This window comes from Butyrivibrio proteoclasticus B316 (genome assembly GCF_000145035.1).
In the GTDB taxonomy this organism is placed as follows: domain Bacteria; phylum Bacillota; class Clostridia; order Lachnospirales; family Lachnospiraceae; genus Butyrivibrio; species Butyrivibrio proteoclasticus.
This window is the reverse complement of record NC_014387.1, coordinates 3,274,377-3,294,448: the sequence shown is the minus strand read 5'-3', so window position 1 is coordinate 3,294,448 and position 20,072 is coordinate 3,274,377. Positions and strand designations below refer to the sequence as shown.

Here is a 20,072-nt window from a genome sequence, read left to right as displayed (position 1 = left end):
ACTTGAAGTACATTAGTAGTGATACCAACATTTGGTTGGATTTTGAAACTATATCACGTACAGACTTGCCATTCCTTTTGCCTTGTACTTACGTCATGTATAAGGAAGCTCTTGAGGAAGAAGTTGTTTCACCGCCAGATTTACTGGAGGATTTGAGAAAGAAAGGACTTGTGGCAGTAGAGCTTACTACAGAAGAATTCTTTTATGCAGCTGAATGTGTAGCAAAATATGTAAAGATATCCAAATATGATAGCACTGCATTGGCTATTGCCAAGCACCGAGGAATACCATTGTTGACTGGAGATAATGCCCTTAGAAAGGCGGCCATCAAAGAGGGGGTTGAAGTAATCGGTACAATTGGAATTTTGGATACGTTATATGAAGGAAATTATATAAATTCAACAGAGTACAAGTATTGTCTCGAACAATTATTGGAACACGCGGAGAGACGTCTTCCTACGGAAGAGATGAAGAAGAGACTTGAAACTCTGAAATAAAAGAGGAGGTGGTTACGTTGAATGTTTGTAAACAAAGAAAAAACGTATAGTTGAATGTTGGAATCAGACAACTATACGTTCTCTCATAAGGACATGCTAAGCATTATCCTACTTGTCATTAGATTATCTTAGCATATCCTTTCTGAGAGCGCAATCGAATTTGGAACTGAAGATTGATTGCCATAGTGCAGAAAGGAGATTTTTATGCCGGTTTATAAGAATAAAGACTACGTAAAAATCATGAGACCACTACCGTATTATGTGGCCAGGGATATCTATGATATTCCGTTTATCGAGGTCGATGATATTGATGTCTCAAATCTCAATAATGGCAAGTGGCTGGTGAATGTTAAGAATTGCTCGAAAAACGATAAGCATCAGAGCGAGAAGATAGTTCATAATTTCTGTTATGATGACGTGCTTATGCGTGATTACAACAATCCGTTCAGATTCTTGGAAAAGGTTGGTCCATATTACGCTGCTAGTTCATCTGACTTTAGTATGGACAGCAAAATGGGATTTAAAGAAATCTTGGATGCTACATACAATAACAGATGGATGGGAGCATTTCTTCAGACGCATGGGAAGAAGGTAATTCCAACAGTTGGATGGGTAGGCGCTAAGTACTATGATATTACTTTTGCAGGGCTAAGAGATGGAGGAGTATTTATTATTTCCACTATTGGTGCTAATAATGATATCAGTTACGCTGGATTTATTGAAGGATATCATGAACTTCGAAGAAGATTTCCAAATACGCAGCTTATTTGTGCAGGAGATTTTATTGAAGGTATGGACTCGGATATTTGCTACATTCCATATGAAGATAGTTTTGGTTCTTGGGATAGAAAGCAGGATTGGTGGCAGCCTAAGTTGTTTAACTGGGATATGTCTTATGCGATGGGAGGTGTAGCTGATGTCATCTAGAGGAGCTGTGATTCAAAATGGGCATGTGACCACAGATGAGTATGTGGATGTGCCTTCAAAGCAGGTTTATGATGCAAAAGTTTTGGTGGGAAGCTCAACGAAATATCATGGTCTTCCAGATTACGCTCATAGCCCTAACAGTAAATATATAAAAGAAAATCCGGATGGAAGCTTTCGTGAAATGAGAGTATATGGTTCTGATGGAAAGCCTTTGATTGAAATAGGTTATCATCCTGAGCAGAAACTGACAGGTAATCGTCACACCTACGTTTTGCACTATCATACTTTCAAGTCAAATCTGGAGCGCATAATGGGTGGTAGAATATCAGAAACTGAAAACAGCGATATCTACAATGAATACAAGAAGTATTTGAGGAGGTATGGATTATGATCAATGGTAATTTGGAGCAATTCTTAGATACAGGCTGGTTTTCAGAAGCAACACTTTTCTACAATGGTTTTATTTATTGGTTTGAGGCTCAAACGGAGCATGATGAAATCACATTTTTTGTAGATAAGTGGGAAGCCCAAAATGAAGATAATAAATATTACCATTCAATAATGAATGAGGATGACACCTTGTCATGGGAAAGGGTATTAGAGTTAAGGGGCTCTGATCTTGAGTTGATAAAACGAGATTTCCTTACTTCTAATATTTTTGATGGAAAGACATTTTGGGATGTTGAAAGTAAGCTAGCATGGCTTGATGAGGGAACACCAATTAAAAAGTAAATATTATCGAAAGGGATAGTATGATTGATACGATTTGAGGAACAGTCTTAATGCTGTTCCTTTTTCTTTTGACAAAAAGGTATTATTACATCAGAACAAAGCAAACAGCCTACTGCAGGGACTAGATATTGTGGGGCACTTCAAACCCGCATAAATACTAGGTTTTCGTGAAAAAAGATGGTGACAAAGGTATATAAAAGTGATAGGATAAGAGAGTAATAAATGACATTTCCGAGATGTGCTGTTGAGAGCACGATGTCCTTGGATCAAAGAGATATTGATTAGGACTCGGAAGTCCAGAAAAGTGGTATTCGGAATAGAAGACCACAGGCAGAGGTGTCTGACACACCGGCCACAACACTATTGTTCCTTTCTATGGTCTTACAAGACCAGTATTGAAGAGATTTCACAGGCTCTTATTCCTCCCAGTTCGCTCCAATTCTTGATTAGGGGAGGTATCGAATAAATGTTCCCGACTCTTAAGTTAGTTAAGAAGTGATAAATTCAGTATTTATGCGGGTTTGCACTGCTAATAATGACTGTACATCAGTACCTGTATGAAGAGATGACTGTGCAGAGTTGTTGTTCCTTGTAATAACAGGAATATAAGCTCTCAGGTAGGATAATATATTTTCAATTATTTTCGGGCGCCGGCAATAGACATGGCCTGTTTGGCATATTGGCTGTTGCGGCACCCGGTTTCTTGTGAATCTAATTGTTCTGCGTTTTGCAGAGGTGCGCTTCGTTCTAAGGCGCGGTAAATTCCATTTTGTATCTAAATTGTGTTTGGGCTATGTTTAGTCACTTTATTTGTGCTGTTATGTGGTAATTGGCGTTGCTTTGTGCTGGTTGATACAGAAAAATACATTGGTGCTTTTAATAGGATTCGGAATTGGCTATTGTATCTATAGCCATAGATACCAGGAAATCATCATTTTTCTTGTTGTAGGTATGATAATGATGGCCGGTATGTTTGCGGTAACTGTTATTGAAGGTATGTGTGATTCTCTTATCGAAAAGATAAGAGAACTATGAATCTACAAATTGATGAGATGGAGCCATTTGACAGAATAATTGCTGTAAGATGGCTCTTTTTTCTGATATATTAGAACTATGTCATCGTTGGAGGAGGGGAAAATGGTATTTGGGGAAATATCTATTAGGGATAAGCTTGGGAGAACAATAATACTTAGAAATGCCAGACCGGAGGATGCTGATGATCTGGTTAAGTATTTGAAAGCAACTAGCGCAGAAACTCCTTATCTAATCAGGGAACCTGAAGAAATCACGATAACAAAAGAGAATGAGGAACAGTTCTTGCAGGCAAAAATAGATGCTGAACGCGAATTAATGCTTATTGCATTGATTGATGGAAAGCATATAGGAAACTGTTCTCTTATGAGCATAGCACCATATAAAAGATATAGGCATAGATGCGATGTGGCAATAGCTCTTTATAAAGAATACTGTGGCTGTGGAATTGGAACGGCGATGCTTCAAACCGTTTTGAACGTTGCCAGGGAAGCTGGATACGAACAGGCTGAATTGGAAGTCATGGCTGAAAATGAAAACGCAATTGCCATGTACGAAAAGTTGGGTTTTAAGAAGTATGGGACATTTCCGGATAATATGAAATATGCAGACGGATCATACATGGATGCATATTGGATGATGAAAAAGCTTTAAGGAGTATGGGAGATGCTGGAAGATGAAATTTAATAATATTGAGTGGCTCTTTTTTGATGTTGGCTCAACTTTGGTAAGTGAAGAAAAACCTTTTTTTTCATAGGCTTCATGAAATTGCTGAAGCTGTTAATGAGCCTTTTGAAATTATACAGGATAAGGTGCTTCAGCTATACAAGGAAAAGAAAAAAGGTGAGCGCGTACTGATTAAAGAGTATGGAATAGAAAGACCTCGCTGGAGAAGTGAAGATGAGGAATTATTCCCGGAGTCTTATGAGTGTCTTGAGAGATTAAGTAAGAAATACAAAATTGGAGTTATAGCTAATCAAAACCCGGGAACAGCCTCCAGACTAGAAAAACATGGTGTTTTAAGATTTATTGATCTTGTTATAGCTTCTGCAGAAGAAGGTTTAGAAAAACCTGACAGGAGGATATTTGAGCTTGCTTTATCAAGAGCACATTGTAAACCTGAGAATGCTGTGATGATCGGAGATAGGGTTGATAACGACATAATACCTGCTAAGAAACTCGGTATGAAGACAGTTCGTGTAAAACAAGGCATGTGGAAATACTGGGAGGTTCTCAGTGAAAGTGAGCAGGCGGATTATGAAGTGGATGATCTGAGCGCAGTCTTGGAGTTGTTTGAAGAGGAAATGTAATATGCCACACGTTGAAATTAAGTGCTTTTCAGGAAGAACTGAAGAGCAGAAAAAAGAATGTGCTGAAAGAGTTGTGGAAGTAATCGCTGAGACACTTGGATGCAAGACTACGAGCGTTTCTGTTGCAATCAAAGATATTCCGGAGGAAAGCTGGAAAGAACAAGTATGGGATAAAAGCATTGTTCCGGATGATCAGTATTTATATAAAAGGCCAGAATACAATTGTGACTAAAGGAAGTAAATCATGTATCTGTATCATTACTATGATAAACGCACAGGCCCATGCAAGCGTATAACGTTATTACCTGATGAGGAATCAAAGGCTTTGCTGGATCAAATCCGTCTTGAGAGACCTGATTCGATGTGTGCCAAAAGAGATGACTCATATGTTGATAAGAGAAAGAAATGTGAGGCAAAGCTGAAAGAAGCATTTTTAGCTAAAGGAGGACTCATAGAGATAGATAGTCCGTACTATTTTGTTGTTGAGCATAGTCCGTGGCTTTATTCATGGTATGAGCAGCCGGATTTTATTAAGATTCCTGCTTCAGAGATAGACCTTCGATATGTTTCTTTTACGTATGGTGATTCAATGCCGACATTTGCTGTTCAAGACGGTAAGGAATATCGCGGGCAAGTATACACTTATGATGAAATCCTTAAGATTATCGATAAGTATGGTTTGCCGCAGAATTGGAATGATGATGGTGCCCATGGTCCGGAACGCTATATAGAGGTTCATATTTGGAAAAAAAGATTTGATGGAGAAAGTTAATGAGTGAGTTGTGGGATGTATACACGATAGACAGGAAACTAATCGGAAAGACCTGCATTCACGGTGAACAGGGGAAGCTTGCTGATGATGAGTTTCATCTTTGGCTTCTTTGTGAGTTGGATAAACTATTGTAATACATTAAGAAAGATTGATGAAGGATGAGACTTTGAGTTAAGCACAGAGCGTGCAATGATTAAGTAGAGGGTAAAAACGATGCTTATAGGAATCCTTTCAGATACACATGGACTATTAAGGCAGGAAGTGATTGATGCCTTTAAAGGTGTTGATCTTATCATTCATGCCGGAGACATAGATAATAAAGCAGTCATTGATCGGCTTGAGGAGATTGCTCCCGTTACAGTTGTGAGAGGAAATGCGGATAAAGAGTGGGCTGAAAATCTTCCGGAGACTGCGATAGAAGAATTTCTTGGCAATAAGATCTATGTTATTCACAACAAAGGTAAAATTCACGATGATCTGACGGGGATATCAATTATCATATATGGACACAGCCATAAATACAGCCTGGTAGAGAAAGATGGGCAGGTCTGGTTTAATCCTGGCTGCTGTGGAAAAAGGAAACCGGAGCAGGAAGTGTCTTTTGCCCTTCTTGAGATATCGGGCTCTGGACAGTTTGAGTTTAGAAAAAGAGTCATAGATAACTCGGGTCAGGATTCAAGGCTTCCAAAGGATATAGACAGGATTATTTCCAAAGCAATGGACATGACAGATAAAGGAAAAACGCATAAAGAAATTGCCAAGAAGCTAAAGATATCAGAAGAGCTTGCAGAGAGCATTTGCAGAATGTACCTGACGCATCCGGGAGTTGATGTGGCGGGGATTTTACAGCGGATAAGCTGAGAGGTGCCTATAAATGGAACTAAAGCGAATTGGAATTGAGCAAAAAGAAGCGATAAAAAAGCTGTTTGTAAGTGTGTTTACTATAGAACCATGGAACGATGACTGGTCAGATGAAAAGCAGTTGGATTGCTATATAGATGATCTGATTGGACAGGGATATTCGCTTACATATGGGTTATATGATGGTGATGAACTCATCGGTATGTCCTTGGGCTACATAAAACACTGGTATAAAGGGACTGAATACTATATTGATGAACTATGTATAAGAACTGACAGGCAAGGCGCAGGAGCCGGTAACTTTTTCCTGTCAGAAATAGAAAAGGCAATTAAAGAGCTGGGGCTGAAGCAGATCTTCTTACAGACAGAAGCGCATGTGCCTGCATATGAGTTCTATAAAAAGAATGGCTATATCGAATTAAACGGGCATGTATCATTTGCCAAGGAGCTATGAAAAATAACTGGGAGAAATTAGAACATGCTTGAAAGAATGGATGATTTCTTTACTGCCCGTATCAATGGGTATGATGAGCACATGAAGAGCAATATTGAAGGCGCGTCTTCATTTTATAAGTTTACAGCAGCTCTTTTGCCGGCCGGTGAAAACGCAAAGGTGCTTGATCTGGGTTGCGGAACAGGACTTGAATTAGAGGAATTCTTTTTGGTAAATCCAAATGCAAAAGTTACCGGAATTGATCTCACAGAAGCCATGCTTGATTCACTAAAAGCTAAGTTTCCGGATAAGGATATTACAACAATCTGCGGGTCATACTTTGATGTGCCCTTTGGAGATGGAATATTTGATGCTGCAGTTTCTGTGGAATCGTTACATCACTTTTCAAAAGAGGAAAAGATTCCTTTATATGCGAAGCTTTGGCAGGCACTTAAGCCCGATGGATATTTAATCCTGACTGATTATTTTGCAGAGACAGATGAACAGGAAACGTTTTTCAGGCAGGAGCAGATTAGACTAAGAAAAGAGCAGAACTTGCCGGATGAAGTGTTTTATCATTATGACACTCCGCTGACTGTGGAGCATGAAAAGGAAGCTTTAATAGCTGCTGGATTTACAAAAGTAGAAGTGCTTAATCATTGGGAAGCAACATATACACTGAAAGCAGGAAGGTGATAAGGTAAAGAGCCATGAGTCTACAATTTGTAAAAGCAAGAACTTCTGATGCTTTGACACTAAATGGAATATCTAAAAGAGCTTTTGACAGCGATGTTCAGGTCGGAGCACCTTCAGCAGGCGGACCACCTGGATACATGTCTATGCCTTTTCATACCAAGATGGCCAGATCAAATCATTTGTACAAGTTAACCGATGATGGATTGATTGTTGGCGGAGCTATTCTGTTTCCTGATAAAGACAAGCTGAACGTCGGAAGGATATTTGTAAGTCCAGAGCATTTCCGTAAAGGCTATGGAATCTACATGATGCAGGAAATTGAGGCGATGTTTTCAGATGCAAAGGAATTCACGTTGGATACGCCCATTTGGAATGTCAGAACAAATGCATTTTATTCTAAGCTTGGGTATAAAGAAGCAAGACGTGATAACGAGTTTATTTATTATTCTAAGAAACATGAGTGAAAGAATGCCGTGATGATAGAACCTATGCTGACTGAGGTGGATTTGAGTCCATATATCGAAAAATACAGGACTTCCGATGGGCGACCGCTCATCGAGGAGGTTTCCGTAGGTGGAGAGTCAGGAGCAAATGCAAGGGTCTGCGATTATAAATGGGTAGAGAAGGTATGGTTACAGTGTAAAGAGAACGGAATCTCATTTTATTATCACCAGACAGGAGCAAAACTGATTAAGGATGGGAAGCTTTATAACATCCCAAGAAAGCTACAGCATATCCAGGCGCATAAAGCTGGATTGGATTTATAACTTTCTAAATATTGTGCTATGGAGGACGCTGTTTATGAACAGTATAGAAATGTACAAGAAGTATTTTACAAAGGAATATTTGATGGGACCGAATTCCTTTAGGCTGCTAGATGAATTGATTCGCAAAAGACCTGAAGGAGCTAGCTTTAACAGAACACTGGATTTGGGGTGCGGTTATGCCTTAACATCGATGTTTGTAGCAAATGAAACGGATGCAGAGCATGTATACGCATTTGATCTTTGGGTACCCGCAACAGAAAACTACCGAAGGATTCAGGATAATGGTCTGGAAGACAAAATTATTCCAATTCATGGTGATGCCATGGACATGCCTTTTGCTGAAGAGTATTTCGATGCCATAGTCAGTGTAGATGCATATCATTACTTTGGATGTAAAGAAGGCATCTTTTCTGAGAAGGTACTACCATATGTAAAAAAAGGCGGTACAGTTATGATCGCGGTTCCGGGGTTAAAGGAACAGCCGCAAGGTGAGCTTAAAGAAATATTTGAGACATGGGCGGAAGGCGATGATTCGGAACTTTTCAAGACAGCATCTTGGTGGGAAAAACTGTTGAAGGATGAGTGCCAAGACCGATGCGATATCGAAGTCAAGGAGGCTGATTGCTACGATATCGCTTGGCGGGAATGGTTTGAATCAGGACATGAATATGGCATACGCGATAAGGAGTTTTTGGATAAGGGTCTGTATGATATTCTGAATTTCCTTCTAATTTATGTTCGAAAAGAATGATAAATGGATTTGATTTTTCTTTTAATATAAATGAGGATTATATGACATGGTAGTAAAGGCATCTTATAAGACGGACGGATATAGTGCTCATTTGGGCTCAAGGGATATATACGAAGAGCTAAGGGAAATTCATCCGGACCTGCGTTATACAGAGTATAAAGCTGGCGAGTTGAAGGAAAGATATGGCATAAATCCTCACTGCAGTTGGGTTCCTGCCGGGCAGGATGATGAAGTTAAGGAGTGGCTGTTTTCAAAAGCTAAGTGAAAAAGTGTTGAACTTATGAATACAGGACGGAATGGAAAAAACAATGACATCGAAGACAAAAGAAAAACCTTTAGGAATGAGAATAGGTGAGAATGCTTTTTGCATCGGATATCTGGTATTTGCACTCATCGCCGGGATCATATTTACCACCCGTACTCTAAGTACTGGCGACTTGTTATTCAGAATCTGCGCTGTGATGACTCTGCTTCTTGGCGGAGGAGATGCATTTCATCTGATTCCAAGAATAGTAATCAATTTTAAGGAAGAGGCATCTGATAAAGAAGTACAGAGAAAAAGAGAATTCTGGCTTGGCCTTGGCAATCTGATCTCATCAATTACCATGACAGTTTTCTACATTTTCTTCTTTGCAGCACTATCAGTAAAGCATGGGAAGTATGATGTCAGTTCAGTAATGCCGGAGAAGTTTACTCTGTATCTTGTGCTGAATGTGCTAGCATTAATCCGTATCATCCTATGTCTGTTCCCTCAGAATCACTGGTTTTCGAAGGGCAATGAGACTAGATGGGGGCTTTATAGAAATATCCCATTCGTAATCATGGGCGTGATCACAGTCCTGTACCTGATCTTATGGTATCAGGAGTGGCTGTTGGCAGTTCTTGTAACAATAAGTTTTGTCTGCTACATGATAGTAGTGCTTGGAGCAAAGAAAAAGCCGATGCTTGGAATGATGATGATACCAAAGACAATCTGCTATATCTGGATGATTGCATTATTTTTATAAAGGTCGAGGAAAAAGATATGTCAGTAGAAAATGGTGTATGGGTAATGCATGGAGTGGACTGGAAACATCCTGAATGCATTCATACAGTAGAAGAACTGGAAGATTATGTAAATGAAGTTGGATTCCTGCCGTTGTTTGGTAATGATGTTGCAGGTTTCTCTGTCGAGGAATGGACTGATCCAAAGTACTGGTGGACCGGTAATGAATCAAGAGATCCATGGGAATGGCGTGAGACTATAGCAAGGCGTGGCAAAGTTGCCTATGGCAAATTCTTTGATAAGAAGGCGGGATTCATCAGTCTGGAGTGGCTTCCATATTTTGCTAATTACAGGCGTAGCGGTTATGACTTTGATGCGCGCTGGGAAGATGGCCTGGCTAACAGAAGAGAGAAGACCATCATGGATGTATATGTGTCGGAGAATGAAGACGGCGATACTGTTTACAGTACTGAGAGGATTCTTTCTACAGAGTTAAAGAAACAGTGCGGCTTTGGAAAAGAAGGCAGCAAGAATTTCCCCGGCATTATCACTGGTCTGCAGATGCAGACATACCTTGTGATCACAGACTTTGTTCGCAGAAAGAACAAGAAGGGTGACGAGTATGGCATGGCAGTATCTATCATGCTGTGTCCTGAAGCTGTCTGGGGCAGAGATCTTGTTACTAAGGCATATGGCGAAAGCCCAGCTGAGTCTTGGCAGAGACTCTTTGACCATGTAAAAGAGATGTATGAAGAGGCGGATGATTCTGCGATTATAAAACTTATTGGCAAGAAGCCGGTGGGATAAGAGAAAGTGACACTAAAGATACTCCGGTATCAAATGAGAAGTTAATAAAAGAGCTGTTGATGAAGTGATCAATCTCACTCCATCAACAGCTTTCTCTTTACCACTGTCCATAATGGCGGTCTATTAATTCCTGAACCGATTCTTTCAGATCATCGCTAAAGTCAGCGAGATCTTCCTTTGTAATGATCCCAAGATTTATCATTTTTACAATATCGTAAATAGCTTCACCCTTATCAAGTTGCATCTGCACTCCGGGATTTTTCTTGTCAGCTTTTATGCGCTTATCAAGATCCCAGAATTTGGTGGATGCAGGCTTCTTGCTCTGAAGCATCTTAACATATTCTTTTAAAGTTTTTCCATGAAGGTTTCCTGCCACTCAGGAACCTTTTCTATGAACAATTTCCAATCAGCTTTTGTAATTCCATTCATGTTAGAATCCTCTTTTGAATTTAGTCTTGAAAAAGATTATACCACATATTGTATATCTGAAAGCTGAAATTCTGGTTGAAACCACAATATACAGTTGTCATTTTTATGGGACTCTTGATTTTTTAATATATGAGTACAAGCTAGGTACAACAAACGAAAGTGAACTTAGATTCAAAAAGAAGGAGGAACCTCATGACAATGTTTTTATATCCGGAACAGACAATATGCTCCAATGTTACATATGGACTTCTTAGCACAACGTTCTTTGCTAACAAGAAGAGCCTGCGTGATCTGTCAGGTCACACCGTGATCATCGTCACAGATGAGCTCGCCAACGACAACCTGAGCAGGGCAGCTGCGGACATAATCTTGAGAAGAGGATGTAAAAACATCGTGTTCTGTGGTGAGTCATCAGAAGAGATGCAGGACATCTTTGATCAGGAGGACCGCGAGATAAATGGATTTAACGACATAACAGGTTACGAGGACTTCGCGATTACAAGAAGATTTGAGTATATCGAAGATCTTCCTGAAGAGATCTCAATGTGCTGGGGTGATGTCCTGGTTCTTTGCAGCAACATGAGCCTCTTAAGGGAGTGCCAGAGAATAGTAGCTGAGGAAATGAATTAACAATGTTGGGGCGGGGCATGATCATATATCGTGCTCTCCCTGCATTTCTAAGAAAGGATGGTAAAGATATGTTTTTTGGAAAAAGAGAAAAGGATAAAGATGTAAGAATTTCAGAATCTCAGTATAAGAGCCTTGTAGGCGGAATGTCTAAGAAAGAACGAAAGAATTTTGATCGGAAGCAGAAAGAATTTAGGCGCGACAGGGAAGATGATCACTTGGAGGCCTGGCTCGATTTCGAAGATGACATGGATGACATGGGCTGGTAAGGAGGCAGATTATGGATAACAAGCATTACATTTTATTTTGTAATAGAAACTTTCATAACACACAAAGGTCATCCCAAATTGTTGATGGCCTTCCTCCCAACATTAACCCGCTTATAAAAGGGGATTTAACATAGATACACTTTCATGGCTCATATAGCATGGAAGTGCTTTTTTGCATATAATAGAGTAAGTTGGAAATTAGGGGCATTGGCGCAGCTGGGAGTGCGCTTCCATGGCATGGAAGAGGTCACGATTTCGAGCCTCGTATGCTCCATGAATAAGAATATATAAGGGGAGTGTTGTATGGGGCTGATTGAACTTGCCAGTGGAAATTCAGTATGGCGTGGAATGGATTATTACAATGCCAAGAAAACGAAATCTGTAGAGAAGACAGGTCCGTATACATACGATGGAACTGTTCGGGGTGAGCAGCTTTATCATGTTCACATAGACAAGGAGCATCCGAGGAGATCTACGTGTACATGTCCTTTTGCTGAGGGTAGGAGAGTTATATGTAAGCACATGATAGCTCTTTATTTCACTGCGGAGCCAAAGGCGGCAGAAGACTTCCTTAAGCAGGTTGAGGAATGGGAAAAAGAGGAAGAAGAGGAAGAACAGCGCCACTATGAGGAACTTAGAGAGTATGTTTACAGTTTAAGCAAGGCTGAACTGCAGCAACTATATCTTGAGGCGCTTATTGAAGAGGAAGAACGAAGGAATAGGTATTGGTGATTAGGAGGTTTGTTGGGGATGCAGGGGAAATATCCGGTAATTACGCTGTGTGGGAGCACACGTTTTAAAGATCAGTTTATGGAAGTCCAGAAGAAGCTGACGCTGGAAGGCAAAATAGTAATCAGTGTTGGATTGTTTGGCCATTCAGGGGATTATGAAGTCTGGGAAAATATGGATGAAGGTACTCTTACCAAGACCAAGGAAATGCTGGACGATATCCATAAGCGCAAGATTGATATGTCTGACGAGATCTTTGTTATCAATGTCGGAGGCTATATCGGTGACAGTACCAGAAGTGAGATTGAGTATGCTTTGGCTCATGGAAAGAAGGTTAGGTATCTGGAGGAACAAAAGTAATGTGGGAAATAGATTATGAAAAAGCAGCATCAGTGTGGTTAGAAAAGGATAAGGATTCTGTCCACATGAAGGAAGATGCTCTTAAGGATAAGATTGATGAGTTTATAAAGGCACACAATACATGTGCATTGGCTGTCGCATCAGGGGATTTTGTGAGATGTACTCCGATTGAGTACAACTATGTGGATGGCAGCTTTTATCTCTTTTCCGAAGGAGGTCTGAAGTTCAAGGCTCTGAAGAATAATAAGCATGTGGCATTTGCTATCTATGAGCCCTATGGTGGATTCCATCAGCTTAAGAGTCTTCAGGTGATGGGACTTGCCAGCATGGTTGAGCCCTTCACGGATGAATACCTGAAGATCATGGAGCACAAGAGGATTCCTGTGGAAGCAATGAAGAAACTTCCGATGCCTATGAATCTGATTAAGATCGTACCGGAGAGTTATGATCTGCTTGATTCAGATCTTAAGAAGGATGGCTATGGAAACAGGCAGCATTTAGAAGTTTGAGCGGCGACGCTTTAACGAACAATAAACAAAAAGCAAGATTGGAGGAGAAACAAATGGGAAGTATTTTGGACGTAGCAGACATTATCAAGAAGATCAATGGTAACAAAGAGCTCATGGCTCAGATTGCCAAGGCTGACCCCAAGGAAGGCGTTGCGCTTCTGAAGAAAGCCAACATTGATGTTAGTGAAGACGACATCAAGAAAGTTCAGGCTGCAGTAGCAGACGGTAAGCTTGACCTCGGAGATCTCAAGGATCTTGCAGGTGGATTGTTCAAGAAGTAATTAAGTGGTTTAAGCCGCGATTCCTACGGGGGTCGCGGCGAACTAATAAGCGCGAAAGGAAAGAGAAAAGCATGGAGTTTACAACAGAAGTCTGAGCCTGCAACAGAGGCAGACAAGCAGGTTGTGAGGGTACATTATTAAGGATGGAGTGAAATAGAAGATGTTTTTTATCATGGGAATTACAGATGGCAGGAAGGATTTTGAGTTCAATCAGCTGATAACCTGCTCTATCTGTGGGAAATATGGGCGCTTCAACGTGTTCATGACATATACAGTGCTGTCTCTTTTCTTTATACCTACATTAAAGTGGAATAAGCATTACTACGTGCAGACTAGCTGTTGCGGAACAGTTTACGAGCTTGATCAGGAAATTGGCAAGATGATCTCAAGGGGCGAGGAAGTTGAGATTCTACCAATCAGGTAGAATCTCTTTCTATTATCCTGCAAGGAAGTCGCACTTCGCCTCGCAGAATGTCTTCTTTATGTTCAATTTTTGAAATCAGGCCTTCGGCTGATTTGTAGCCGATATCAAAAAGAGGGGGTTCAACAGTTGTGAGTGTTGGACGACACACTGTTGATAATTCCCTGTTATCAAAGCCAATAAGTGCAATATCCTTGCCAACCTGAATCCCAGCATCATTGCAGGCATCTATTACGCCCATGGCCATTTCATCGTTATGAGAAAAAATAGCAGTCACATGCTGCTTGATAAGTTTCTTGGTGGCGTTGTAGCCACTGTCTCTTGACCAATCACCATTTACTACATACCCGGGATTGTAGGGGATGTTATGATCATATAAGGATTCCTGATAACCTGTTAGTCGCCATCTGGTGTGAACACTGCTTACTTTGCCAGTTATGGTGGCTATTTTTTTGTGTCCTTTTTTGATCAGAAGAGAAACTGCTTCATAGGCGGCGTGCTGATCATCATACAAAACAGAAGGAATCGCAAGGGATGGAGAAATGCAGTAAGCGCATACGAAAGGAATATTGTTTTCAAATATGCTTGGTACTACTCTGTGAGAATGGCAGCCAAGATAAATAATTCCATCAACCTGCATGGAACTCATGTGTGAAACTGCATTGTTTTTGATTTCTGAGTATCTATCCTTGTCATTGTCAGGATCAATACCAAGAGTGTTTATGCGAAGATTTTCCAAGAGATAACGATAACCCTTCTCTTCGCAACAGGCTCCGATGCCGTCTATTACTGGAGGAGTGTTGAATACGGTAAGGTCCTCTGCAAGAATCCCAATTGTCCTGCTGGAACCAGTTTTTAGATTTCTGGCATAGAGGTTCGGATGATAATTAAGTTCCTCAGCAATTTCCAGAATTTTCCTGGTGGTCTCTTCACTTATATTTCCGGTGCCATTTAAAACCTTGGATACTGTTGCGACAGATACCTGGGCTTTTTTGGCGATGTCTTTCATATTAGACACAGTTCGTCCTCACTTCCAAAATACTAATTACAAGATAATGGTAAACGTTTTCTTAATAAAAAACAACCAAAAAATTGCTCGCAATATTATTGAAAATTGCTATTTACATATATAATGCAACAATATAAAATCCAAATTAAGGTAAACGTTTACCTAAAATAAAATTGGGAGATGGGTTACAAGAATATCATGAGTTGTAGCGAGGACTACAGCTTTATATATGAAAAGGGAAAACGTTAACTTTGCACACAACTAGAAGGAGAGATGTACACCTTTGATGAAAACGGAGTGCTTATTAACTAAAAAATAAGAAGGGGCATTGGGCATGGAAAAAGAAATAAGGCCGTTGAAACTTCAGCAGGTAAAAGTCACTGATCCTTTATTCGGGCATTATATCAATAAAGTAAGTGAAGTCATGCTGGTTCATCAGTGGAAAGCTCTAAATGATGACCTGGAAGGAACTGATCCTACGGGATGTATCAAAAACTTCCGTATAGCTGCCGGACTACAAGAGGGAGAACGGCAAGGAGTAGTTTTTCTTGATACTGATCTATATAAGTGGATAGAGTCAGCTGCCTATTGCATTGCAATAGGTAGCGGGACTCAGTTTGAAGGTAAAATTGATCAGGTGATCGATATTTTGGAAAAGGCTCAGGAAAAAGACGGATATTTAAATACTTACTTTCAGATAACAGCTCCGGAAAAGAAATGGACAAACCTGGTTGAGGGACACGAATTATATACCTCAGGACATATGATTGAGGCAGCAGTTGCTTATGCACTGGCCACTGGTAAGGAGAAATTTCTTCAAATTGCAATGAGGAATGCTGACCTTATTTGCAGGGTATTTGGAACAAAGAAAGGACAGATTCCTGGAGTTCCAGGGCATGAAGAAATTGAGTTGGCTTTGATCAAGCTTTATAGGTGGACCAGGGATGACAAGTACTTAAAGCAGGCTGATTATTTTGTCAGGCAGAGGGGAACTGCACCTAATTATTTGCAGAATGAGATTGATGGCAGAAAAGGCCCTGAGTTCTTTCCTGAGTTTAGAAACTATTCTATGAAGTATGCACAGGCAGAGAAACCTCCAGTAGAACAAACTGAGGCTGAAGGTCATGCTGTAAGGGCAATGTACCTGTACAGTGCTATGGCAGACCTGGCAAAATGGCAGCAGGATAAAGAAATGGAAAAAGCCTGTGACAGACTGTGGGATAACATGATAGGCAAGAGAATGTATATCACAGGAGGAATTGGCAGCAGCGGATTTTTGGAGTGCTTTACCACAGATTACGACCTGCCTAACAGCACAAATTATTGTGAGACTTGTGCTTCTGTGGGAATGATGATGTTTGGACAGAGGATGGCTGCCCTAAAGAAAAATGCAAGCTATTATGATACAGTTGAAAGAGTATTGTACAACACTATTCTGGCAGCTATGAATCTGGAAGGAGACAGATATTTTTACGTAAATCCATTAGAGATGATTCCGCAGTTTTGTACTGAGAATACCTATATGGATCACGTTAAACCTGCCAGGCAGAAATGGTTTAGTGTTGCCTGCTGTCCTCCTAATCTTGCGAGAACGCTGGCTTCTCTTTCTCAGTATTTATATGCTTGTGATGAAAAGGGAATCTACATTAATCAGTTCATATCATCAACCCTTTCGGTGGATAATTCCGGTCAGGAAATATTTGTGGAGCTTAAGTCAGCTCTTTTGACAGATGGAACAGTAGATATCGGGATTTCTACTCTGCAGGCTACAGATATCAGGATAAGAGTTCCGGCCTATGCCAAAGATATGGAGATAGCCCTTGATGGTGAAAAGCTTTCCTATATAGCTGACAATAACTATGCAGTAATTGCTCTTAAGGGTGGTAAACACAGGATTGAGCTTAATATGGGGATTCATCCAAGATTTGTGGCAGCAGACCACAATGTCAGGGCTGATGCAGGTAAGGTTGCTGTAATGCATGGACCTATGGTCTATTGCCTGGAGGAGGCGGACAATGGACAGAACTTATCTGACATTTACGTGGATACTGATGCTAATCTGCTAAAGGGCAAAGCTTATGAAGAATTTCCGGGAGAAGTACCGGCGATAGAGTATGAGGGCTACAGGGTTAAGAGTGTTGGTATTGAAGATGGCAGCCTTTACGGAGAGGCAAGATTTACTAAGAAGCCTGTGAAGATCAGAGCGGTTCCCTATGCTTTTTGGAACAACAGAGGTATTGGAGAGATGGAAGTCTGGCAGAATATTTCTATCTAAAGATAGAACATTACTGCTGAATAATAATTTTCTAAAGGAGGATATTTCAAGTATGCAAAAGAAAAGATTGTTGAGCATGGCATTAACTGTTGTTACTACTACGGCAATGTTGGTAACAGGTTGTGGTGCAAGTTCTCAAAGCGCACAGGGGGAAGCGCAGGACACAACGCAGAACGCAGTAGAGACACCTAAAACAGAGACAGAGACACCTGCTTCAACTAGTGAGAGCACTGGAGAAAAGGTACATATTACCTATGCTCAGTGGGGCAATGAGACAGAGACTGCTGCAACTCAGGCGGTGGCTGATAAGTTCAATCAGTCCCAGGATGAAATTGAAGTAGAAGTAATCAAGATTGACCATGATACCTATGTAACCAAGTTAAACGCAATGGCTACAGCAGGAGAACTTCCTGATACAGCCATCATGAGTGAAGCTGGAGTATTAAAATTTGCAGAGAATGGATTACTTGCAGACATCAGCTCAATGTACGATGAAGGTGATTCCAAACCTCTTGATTCCATAACCTTTAAATATCAGGGAACACCTGTGGCTTATTCAGCAGCCAATGAGGTACTTACCCTTTGGTACAACATAGATCTTTTGGAAGAAATCTGTTCCAAACAGGGATTAAATGTTGCTGATTTTACACCTCCTGCAAGTGCAGACAGTGCATGGGACTGGGATACATTTGTTAAGATAGCTCAGACTCTCACAGTTGATATCAACGGTAATAACGCATTAAGTCCAGACTTTGATCCAGCAAACGTTGATGTTTACGGCTGCACAGTTAACACTCTTCCATGGCAGCTTGAAGTATGGGCAAAGAGTAATGGTGGCGGATATTATAGTGCTGACGGCAAAGAATGTACTATCAATGACGATGCAACAGTAGAAGCACTGCAGAAAATTGCAGACCTTTCAGATGTTTATCACTGTGCACCTCCTGTAACAAGCGCAGCTAACGCGCTTGAATCCTCACTTGGTTCCAAGAAGGTTGTTATGGCTACAGATGGAACCTGGAATGTTGGAACCTTCCTTGGACCATCTGCAGATTTTAAATATGGCGTAGGCGTTCTTCCTTACATGAAGGAGAAGGTTACAATTTGTACTGGCGGACCAAACGTGGTATTTGCTACAACCAAGCACCCTGAAGAAGCTATGACATGGCTCAAGTGGTACTACCAGGAAGAAAACAGCTGGTCACTTATTGAAGCAGGAACATGGATGCCTATTCTTGATAAGTGGTACACAGATGATGAATTTACAAATAAGTGGATTGATAACCCTAATTATCCTGACCATGATATGTACAAGAGTGCAGTAGTAGACTACGCAAGAGAAAATTCTCAGTCAACAGCATGGTATTACATCAATGCAACAGACGAGTTTAATGCAACTCTTGATTCAGCATTCTCGGCTGTTTGGTCTGGTGATCAGACAATGAAAGAAGCTATCGATGAGTATTATGATGAGCTAAATGATATTTTCAGCACAAATAATTAACAATTAATACATTGCCGTGCGAAGACAGTTTATTATAGCCTTTGAAACATGGTCAAAAGTGCAGTATAACTGCCTTCGCCGGCGTTGATATCAGGGGAGAGGGATTATACAATGGAAGTTGCGGGGATATATAGTACAAGCGAGGCGAAGAGTATGAAAAGAGCATCCGGCAAAAGAAAAATACGTACTTCTCAGTCCAAATATAATAGAAAAGAGGAAAGATGTGCCTACTTGTGCCTGATTCCGGCATTCCTTGGAATCACATTTATAAGTTATCTTCCTACCATAGCAGTGTTTGTACTTAGTTTGTTTAGCTATAATGGTTTGTCCACCCCTGAATTTGTGGGTCTGGATAATTACATTAGGATTTTTACAAAAGATGTGTATTTTGCAAGTGCTGTAAAGGCAACGCTTTTGTATGCATTTTTGGCAGTTATCGGCGCGGTTATCTATTCTCTGGTGATAGCACTTATTCTAAACATGGATATTTTTGGAAGAACTATCTTCAGATCTATTTTCTTTATACCCTATCTGCTACCGGCAATAGGTGTTTTCAAAGGCTGGCAATGGCTTTATGAGCAGAACTATGGACTCTTTAACTTCATCTTCAGAATGCTAGGAATTCCACCCCAGAGATTTTTGGACAGTCCAAGGCAGGTAATACCGGCCCTTGTTCTCATCGCAGTATGGGCCAGCGGAAATCTCATAGTAATATTCCTTGCAGGACTTCAAAATGTACCTACTGTGTACAAGGAAGCAGCTCAGATAGATGGAGCCAACTCATGGCAGAGATTTTGGAACATAACTATTCCATGCATCAAGCCTATTATTTTTTATAATGTATTGACTGCTCTTATCACACATCTGCAGGTAGTTAATCCGGCTCTAGCCCTTACAAATGGCGGCCCGGCCAAGAAGTCTATGTTTTTATCTTATGTTATCTACATGTATGGATTTGAAAAAAATAAGCTTGGATATGCAGCAGCTTTTTCAGTTATATTCTTTGTTCTAGTAGGCATTTTTACAATAGTATTATTTGTAACTCAAAAAGATAGCATCTTTAGCGATGAAGCATGAGAAAGGGGGAGC

31 protein-coding genes and 1 tRNA gene are annotated in these 20,072 nt (G+C 40.5%); 30 read left to right on the top strand and 2 right to left on the bottom strand.

Features of this window, described 5'->3' with window-relative positions; translation table 11 throughout:
• Positions 1–2 precede the first annotated feature (2 nt).
• From BPR_RS13915 to BPR_RS13835, 19 genes are all read left to right on the top strand, one after another.
• Complete coding sequence (locus BPR_RS13915; RefSeq protein WP_013282125.1) at positions 3–497, top strand: PIN domain-containing protein; 495 nt, start codon at positions 3–5, stop codon at positions 495–497.
• 204 nt (positions 498–701) lie between these two features.
• A complete protein-coding gene (locus tag BPR_RS13910) occupies positions 702–1,424 on the top strand; it encodes a DUF4417 domain-containing protein (RefSeq protein ID WP_013282124.1) in 723 nt (240 codons plus the stop codon).
• A complete protein-coding gene (locus tag BPR_RS13905; RefSeq protein ID WP_013282123.1) occupies positions 1,414–1,815 on the top strand; it encodes a hypothetical protein in 402 nt (133 codons plus the stop codon). The genes BPR_RS13910 and BPR_RS13905 overlap by 11 nt, the downstream gene beginning before the upstream one ends.
• Entirely contained in the window at positions 1,812–2,156 is a 345-nt protein-coding gene (locus tag BPR_RS13900; protein WP_013282122.1) for a hypothetical protein, read from the top strand. Before BPR_RS13905 ends, BPR_RS13900 begins: the two co-directional genes overlap by 4 nt.
• Positions 2,157–3,005: 849 nt before the next feature.
• Positions 3,006–3,191, top strand: a complete 186-nt coding sequence (locus tag BPR_RS20760) for a hypothetical protein (protein WP_207636475.1) — start codon at positions 3,006–3,008, stop codon at positions 3,189–3,191.
• A 102-nt stretch (positions 3,192–3,293) separates the two neighbouring features.
• Complete coding sequence (locus BPR_RS13895) at positions 3,294–3,842, top strand: GNAT family N-acetyltransferase (RefSeq protein ID WP_013282121.1); 549 nt, start codon at positions 3,294–3,296, stop codon at positions 3,840–3,842.
• A gap of 77 nt (positions 3,843–3,919) precedes the next feature.
• A complete protein-coding gene (locus BPR_RS13890; RefSeq protein WP_013282120.1) occupies positions 3,920–4,498 on the top strand; it encodes an HAD family hydrolase in 579 nt (192 codons plus the stop codon).
• A 1-nt stretch (position 4,499) separates the two neighbouring features.
• Entirely contained in the window at positions 4,500–4,730 is a 231-nt protein-coding gene (locus BPR_RS13885; protein ID WP_013282119.1) for a tautomerase family protein, read from the top strand.
• 12 nt (positions 4,731–4,742) lie between these two features.
• Entirely contained in the window at positions 4,743–5,270 is a 528-nt protein-coding gene (locus BPR_RS13880; protein ID WP_013282118.1) for a hypothetical protein, read from the top strand.
• A complete protein-coding gene (locus tag BPR_RS21485; protein ID WP_275450167.1) occupies positions 5,270–5,404 on the top strand; it encodes a hypothetical protein in 135 nt (44 codons plus the stop codon). The genes BPR_RS13880 and BPR_RS21485 overlap by 1 nt, the downstream gene beginning before the upstream one ends.
• Before the next feature lie 79 nt (positions 5,405–5,483).
• Positions 5,484–6,131: a metallophosphoesterase family protein gene (locus tag BPR_RS13875; protein ID WP_013282117.1), complete on the top strand. Its 648-nt coding sequence runs from the start codon at positions 5,484–5,486 to the stop codon at positions 6,129–6,131.
• A 13-nt stretch (positions 6,132–6,144) separates the two neighbouring features.
• Positions 6,145–6,585 (top strand): GNAT family N-acetyltransferase, encoded by a 441-nt coding sequence (locus tag BPR_RS13870; protein WP_013282116.1) that lies wholly within the window; start codon positions 6,145–6,147, stop codon positions 6,583–6,585.
• A gap of 24 nt (positions 6,586–6,609) precedes the next feature.
• Positions 6,610–7,260, top strand: a complete 651-nt coding sequence (locus tag BPR_RS13865) for a class I SAM-dependent methyltransferase (protein WP_013282115.1) — start codon at positions 6,610–6,612, stop codon at positions 7,258–7,260.
• Between the two features lie 14 nt (positions 7,261–7,274).
• Entirely contained in the window at positions 7,275–7,724 is a 450-nt protein-coding gene (locus tag BPR_RS13860) for a GNAT family N-acetyltransferase (RefSeq protein WP_013282114.1), read from the top strand.
• A 12-nt stretch (positions 7,725–7,736) separates the two neighbouring features.
• Positions 7,737–8,027, top strand: coding sequence for a DUF5131 family protein (locus BPR_RS13855; protein WP_052301831.1), 291 nt, complete (start codon positions 7,737–7,739; stop codon positions 8,025–8,027).
• A gap of 34 nt (positions 8,028–8,061) precedes the next feature.
• Entirely contained in the window at positions 8,062–8,778 is a 717-nt protein-coding gene (locus BPR_RS13850) for an SAM-dependent methyltransferase (protein ID WP_013282113.1), read from the top strand.
• A 46-nt stretch (positions 8,779–8,824) separates the two neighbouring features.
• Positions 8,825–9,043 (top strand): hypothetical protein, encoded by a 219-nt coding sequence (locus BPR_RS13845; protein WP_013282112.1) that lies wholly within the window; start codon positions 8,825–8,827, stop codon positions 9,041–9,043.
• A 31-nt stretch (positions 9,044–9,074) separates the two neighbouring features.
• The gene (locus BPR_RS13840; protein WP_013282111.1) at positions 9,075–9,785 is read left to right on the top strand and encodes a hypothetical protein; all 711 of its coding nucleotides are present in this window, start codon (positions 9,075–9,077) and stop codon (positions 9,783–9,785) included.
• Between the two features lie 17 nt (positions 9,786–9,802).
• A complete protein-coding gene (locus tag BPR_RS13835; protein ID WP_013282110.1) occupies positions 9,803–10,570 on the top strand; it encodes an AlkZ-related protein in 768 nt (255 codons plus the stop codon).
• Between the two features lie 97 nt (positions 10,571–10,667).
• Here BPR_RS13835 and BPR_RS13830 read toward each other — a convergent pair whose 3' ends face one another.
• Positions 10,668–10,946: a hypothetical protein gene (locus tag BPR_RS13830; RefSeq protein ID WP_013282109.1), complete on the bottom strand. Its 279-nt coding sequence runs from the start codon at positions 10,944–10,946 to the stop codon at positions 10,668–10,670.
• Between the two features lie 245 nt (positions 10,947–11,191).
• On the opposite strand from BPR_RS13830, the gene BPR_RS13825 reads away from it, so the two are divergent.
• From BPR_RS13825 to BPR_RS13790, 8 genes are all read left to right on the top strand, one after another.
• Entirely contained in the window at positions 11,192–11,629 is a 438-nt protein-coding gene (locus tag BPR_RS13825; protein ID WP_013282108.1) for a hypothetical protein, read from the top strand.
• A gap of 17 nt (positions 11,630–11,646) precedes the next feature.
• On the top strand, positions 11,647–11,895 hold the full coding sequence (locus BPR_RS13820) for a hypothetical protein (RefSeq protein ID WP_042257141.1): 249 nt from the start codon (positions 11,647–11,649) through the stop codon (positions 11,893–11,895).
• Between the two features lie 201 nt (positions 11,896–12,096).
• A tRNA-Ala gene (locus BPR_RS13815) sits at positions 12,097–12,169 on the top strand.
• 29 nt (positions 12,170–12,198) lie between these two features.
• Positions 12,199–12,627: an SWIM zinc finger family protein gene (locus tag BPR_RS13810; RefSeq protein WP_013282106.1), complete on the top strand. Its 429-nt coding sequence runs from the start codon at positions 12,199–12,201 to the stop codon at positions 12,625–12,627.
• Positions 12,628–12,645: 18 nt separating this feature from the next.
• Positions 12,646–12,984, top strand: a complete 339-nt coding sequence (locus tag BPR_RS13805) for a hypothetical protein (protein WP_042257139.1) — start codon at positions 12,646–12,648, stop codon at positions 12,982–12,984.
• A complete protein-coding gene (locus BPR_RS13800; protein WP_013282104.1) occupies positions 12,984–13,493 on the top strand; it encodes a pyridoxamine 5'-phosphate oxidase family protein in 510 nt (169 codons plus the stop codon). Before BPR_RS13805 ends, BPR_RS13800 begins: the two co-directional genes overlap by 1 nt.
• A 53-nt stretch (positions 13,494–13,546) precedes the next feature.
• Positions 13,547–13,774, top strand: coding sequence for a hypothetical protein (locus BPR_RS13795; protein WP_013282103.1), 228 nt, complete (start codon positions 13,547–13,549; stop codon positions 13,772–13,774).
• Positions 13,775–13,946: 172 nt separating this feature from the next.
• Entirely contained in the window at positions 13,947–14,198 is a 252-nt protein-coding gene (locus BPR_RS13790) for a zinc ribbon domain-containing protein (protein WP_013282102.1), read from the top strand.
• Here BPR_RS13790 and BPR_RS13785 read toward each other — a convergent pair.
• Positions 14,191–15,204: a LacI family DNA-binding transcriptional regulator gene (locus BPR_RS13785; protein ID WP_242662229.1), complete on the bottom strand. Its 1,014-nt coding sequence runs from the start codon at positions 15,202–15,204 to the stop codon at positions 14,191–14,193. The two genes, BPR_RS13790 and BPR_RS13785, sit on opposite strands and share 8 nt — an antisense overlap.
• A gap of 334 nt (positions 15,205–15,538) precedes the next feature.
• Between BPR_RS13785 and BPR_RS13780 the strand changes: the two genes are divergently transcribed.
• The 3 genes from BPR_RS13780 to BPR_RS13770 all read left to right on the top strand — a co-directional run bounded on the left by BPR_RS13780 (position 15,539) and on the right by BPR_RS13770 (position 20,060).
• Positions 15,539–17,479, top strand: a complete 1,941-nt coding sequence (locus BPR_RS13780) for a glycoside hydrolase family 127 protein (RefSeq protein ID WP_042257138.1) — start codon at positions 15,539–15,541, stop codon at positions 17,477–17,479.
• Positions 17,480–17,531: 52 nt separating this feature from the next.
• Positions 17,532–18,983 carry an ABC transporter substrate-binding protein gene (locus tag BPR_RS13775; protein ID WP_013282099.1) on the top strand — a complete coding sequence of 484 codons (1,452 nt, stop codon included), beginning with the start codon at positions 17,532–17,534 and terminating at the stop codon, positions 18,981–18,983.
• A gap of 153 nt (positions 18,984–19,136) precedes the next feature.
• Positions 19,137–20,060: a carbohydrate ABC transporter permease gene (locus tag BPR_RS13770; RefSeq protein ID WP_042258082.1), complete on the top strand. Its 924-nt coding sequence runs from the start codon at positions 19,137–19,139 to the stop codon at positions 20,058–20,060.
• Positions 20,061–20,072 lie beyond the last annotated feature (12 nt).

Bases quoted from the DNA above. Each gene is read 5' to 3' on its own strand.
- BPR_RS13905 (WP_013282123.1), top strand. From the start codon at position 1,414: ATGTCATCTAGAGGAGCTGTGATTCAAAATGGGCATGTGACCACAGAT.
- BPR_RS13870 (WP_013282116.1), top strand. From the start codon at position 6,145: ATGGAACTAAAGCGAATTGGAATTGAGCAAAAAGAAGCGATAAAAAAG.
- BPR_RS13810 (WP_013282106.1), top strand. From the start codon at position 12,199: ATGGGGCTGATTGAACTTGCCAGTGGAAATTCAGTATGGCGTGGAATG.
- BPR_RS13860 (WP_013282114.1), top strand. From the start codon at position 7,275: ATGAGTCTACAATTTGTAAAAGCAAGAACTTCTGATGCTTTGACACTA.
- BPR_RS13910 (WP_013282124.1), top strand. From the start codon at position 702: ATGCCGGTTTATAAGAATAAAGACTACGTAAAAATCATGAGACCACTA.
- BPR_RS13825 (WP_013282108.1), top strand. From the start codon at position 11,192: ATGACAATGTTTTTATATCCGGAACAGACAATATGCTCCAATGTTACA.
- BPR_RS13770 (WP_042258082.1), top strand. From the start codon at position 19,137: ATGAAAAGAGCATCCGGCAAAAGAAAAATACGTACTTCTCAGTCCAAA.
- BPR_RS13855 (WP_052301831.1), top strand. From the start codon at position 7,737: ATGATAGAACCTATGCTGACTGAGGTGGATTTGAGTCCATATATCGAA.
- BPR_RS13835 (WP_013282110.1), top strand. From the start codon at position 9,803: ATGTCAGTAGAAAATGGTGTATGGGTAATGCATGGAGTGGACTGGAAA.
- BPR_RS13795 (WP_013282103.1), top strand. From the start codon at position 13,547: ATGGGAAGTATTTTGGACGTAGCAGACATTATCAAGAAGATCAATGGT.
- BPR_RS13800 (WP_013282104.1), top strand. From the start codon at position 12,984: ATGTGGGAAATAGATTATGAAAAAGCAGCATCAGTGTGGTTAGAAAAG.
- BPR_RS13820 (WP_042257141.1), top strand. From the start codon at position 11,647: ATGATCATATATCGTGCTCTCCCTGCATTTCTAAGAAAGGATGGTAAA.
- BPR_RS13805 (WP_042257139.1), top strand. From the start codon at position 12,646: ATGCAGGGGAAATATCCGGTAATTACGCTGTGTGGGAGCACACGTTTT.
- BPR_RS13845 (WP_013282112.1), top strand. From the start codon at position 8,825: ATGGTAGTAAAGGCATCTTATAAGACGGACGGATATAGTGCTCATTTG.
- BPR_RS13895 (WP_013282121.1), top strand. From the start codon at position 3,294: ATGGTATTTGGGGAAATATCTATTAGGGATAAGCTTGGGAGAACAATA.
- BPR_RS13880 (WP_013282118.1), top strand. From the start codon at position 4,743: ATGTATCTGTATCATTACTATGATAAACGCACAGGCCCATGCAAGCGT.
- BPR_RS13775 (WP_013282099.1), top strand. From the start codon at position 17,532: ATGCAAAAGAAAAGATTGTTGAGCATGGCATTAACTGTTGTTACTACT.
- BPR_RS13840 (WP_013282111.1), top strand. From the start codon at position 9,075: ATGGAAAAAACAATGACATCGAAGACAAAAGAAAAACCTTTAGGAATG.
- BPR_RS13885 (WP_013282119.1), top strand. From the start codon at position 4,500: ATGCCACACGTTGAAATTAAGTGCTTTTCAGGAAGAACTGAAGAGCAG.
- BPR_RS13900 (WP_013282122.1), top strand. From the start codon at position 1,812: ATGATCAATGGTAATTTGGAGCAATTCTTAGATACAGGCTGGTTTTCA.
- BPR_RS13875 (WP_013282117.1), top strand. From the start codon at position 5,484: ATGCTTATAGGAATCCTTTCAGATACACATGGACTATTAAGGCAGGAA.
- BPR_RS13790 (WP_013282102.1), top strand. From the start codon at position 13,947: ATGGGAATTACAGATGGCAGGAAGGATTTTGAGTTCAATCAGCTGATA.
- BPR_RS21485 (WP_275450167.1), top strand. From the start codon at position 5,270: ATGAGTGAGTTGTGGGATGTATACACGATAGACAGGAAACTAATCGGA.
- BPR_RS13785 (WP_242662229.1), bottom strand. From the start codon at position 15,204: ATGAAAGACATCGCCAAAAAAGCCCAGGTATCTGTCGCAACAGTATCC.
- BPR_RS13850 (WP_013282113.1), top strand. From the start codon at position 8,062: ATGAACAGTATAGAAATGTACAAGAAGTATTTTACAAAGGAATATTTG.
- BPR_RS13780 (WP_042257138.1), top strand. From the start codon at position 15,539: ATGGAAAAAGAAATAAGGCCGTTGAAACTTCAGCAGGTAAAAGTCACT.
- BPR_RS13865 (WP_013282115.1), top strand. From the start codon at position 6,610: ATGCTTGAAAGAATGGATGATTTCTTTACTGCCCGTATCAATGGGTAT.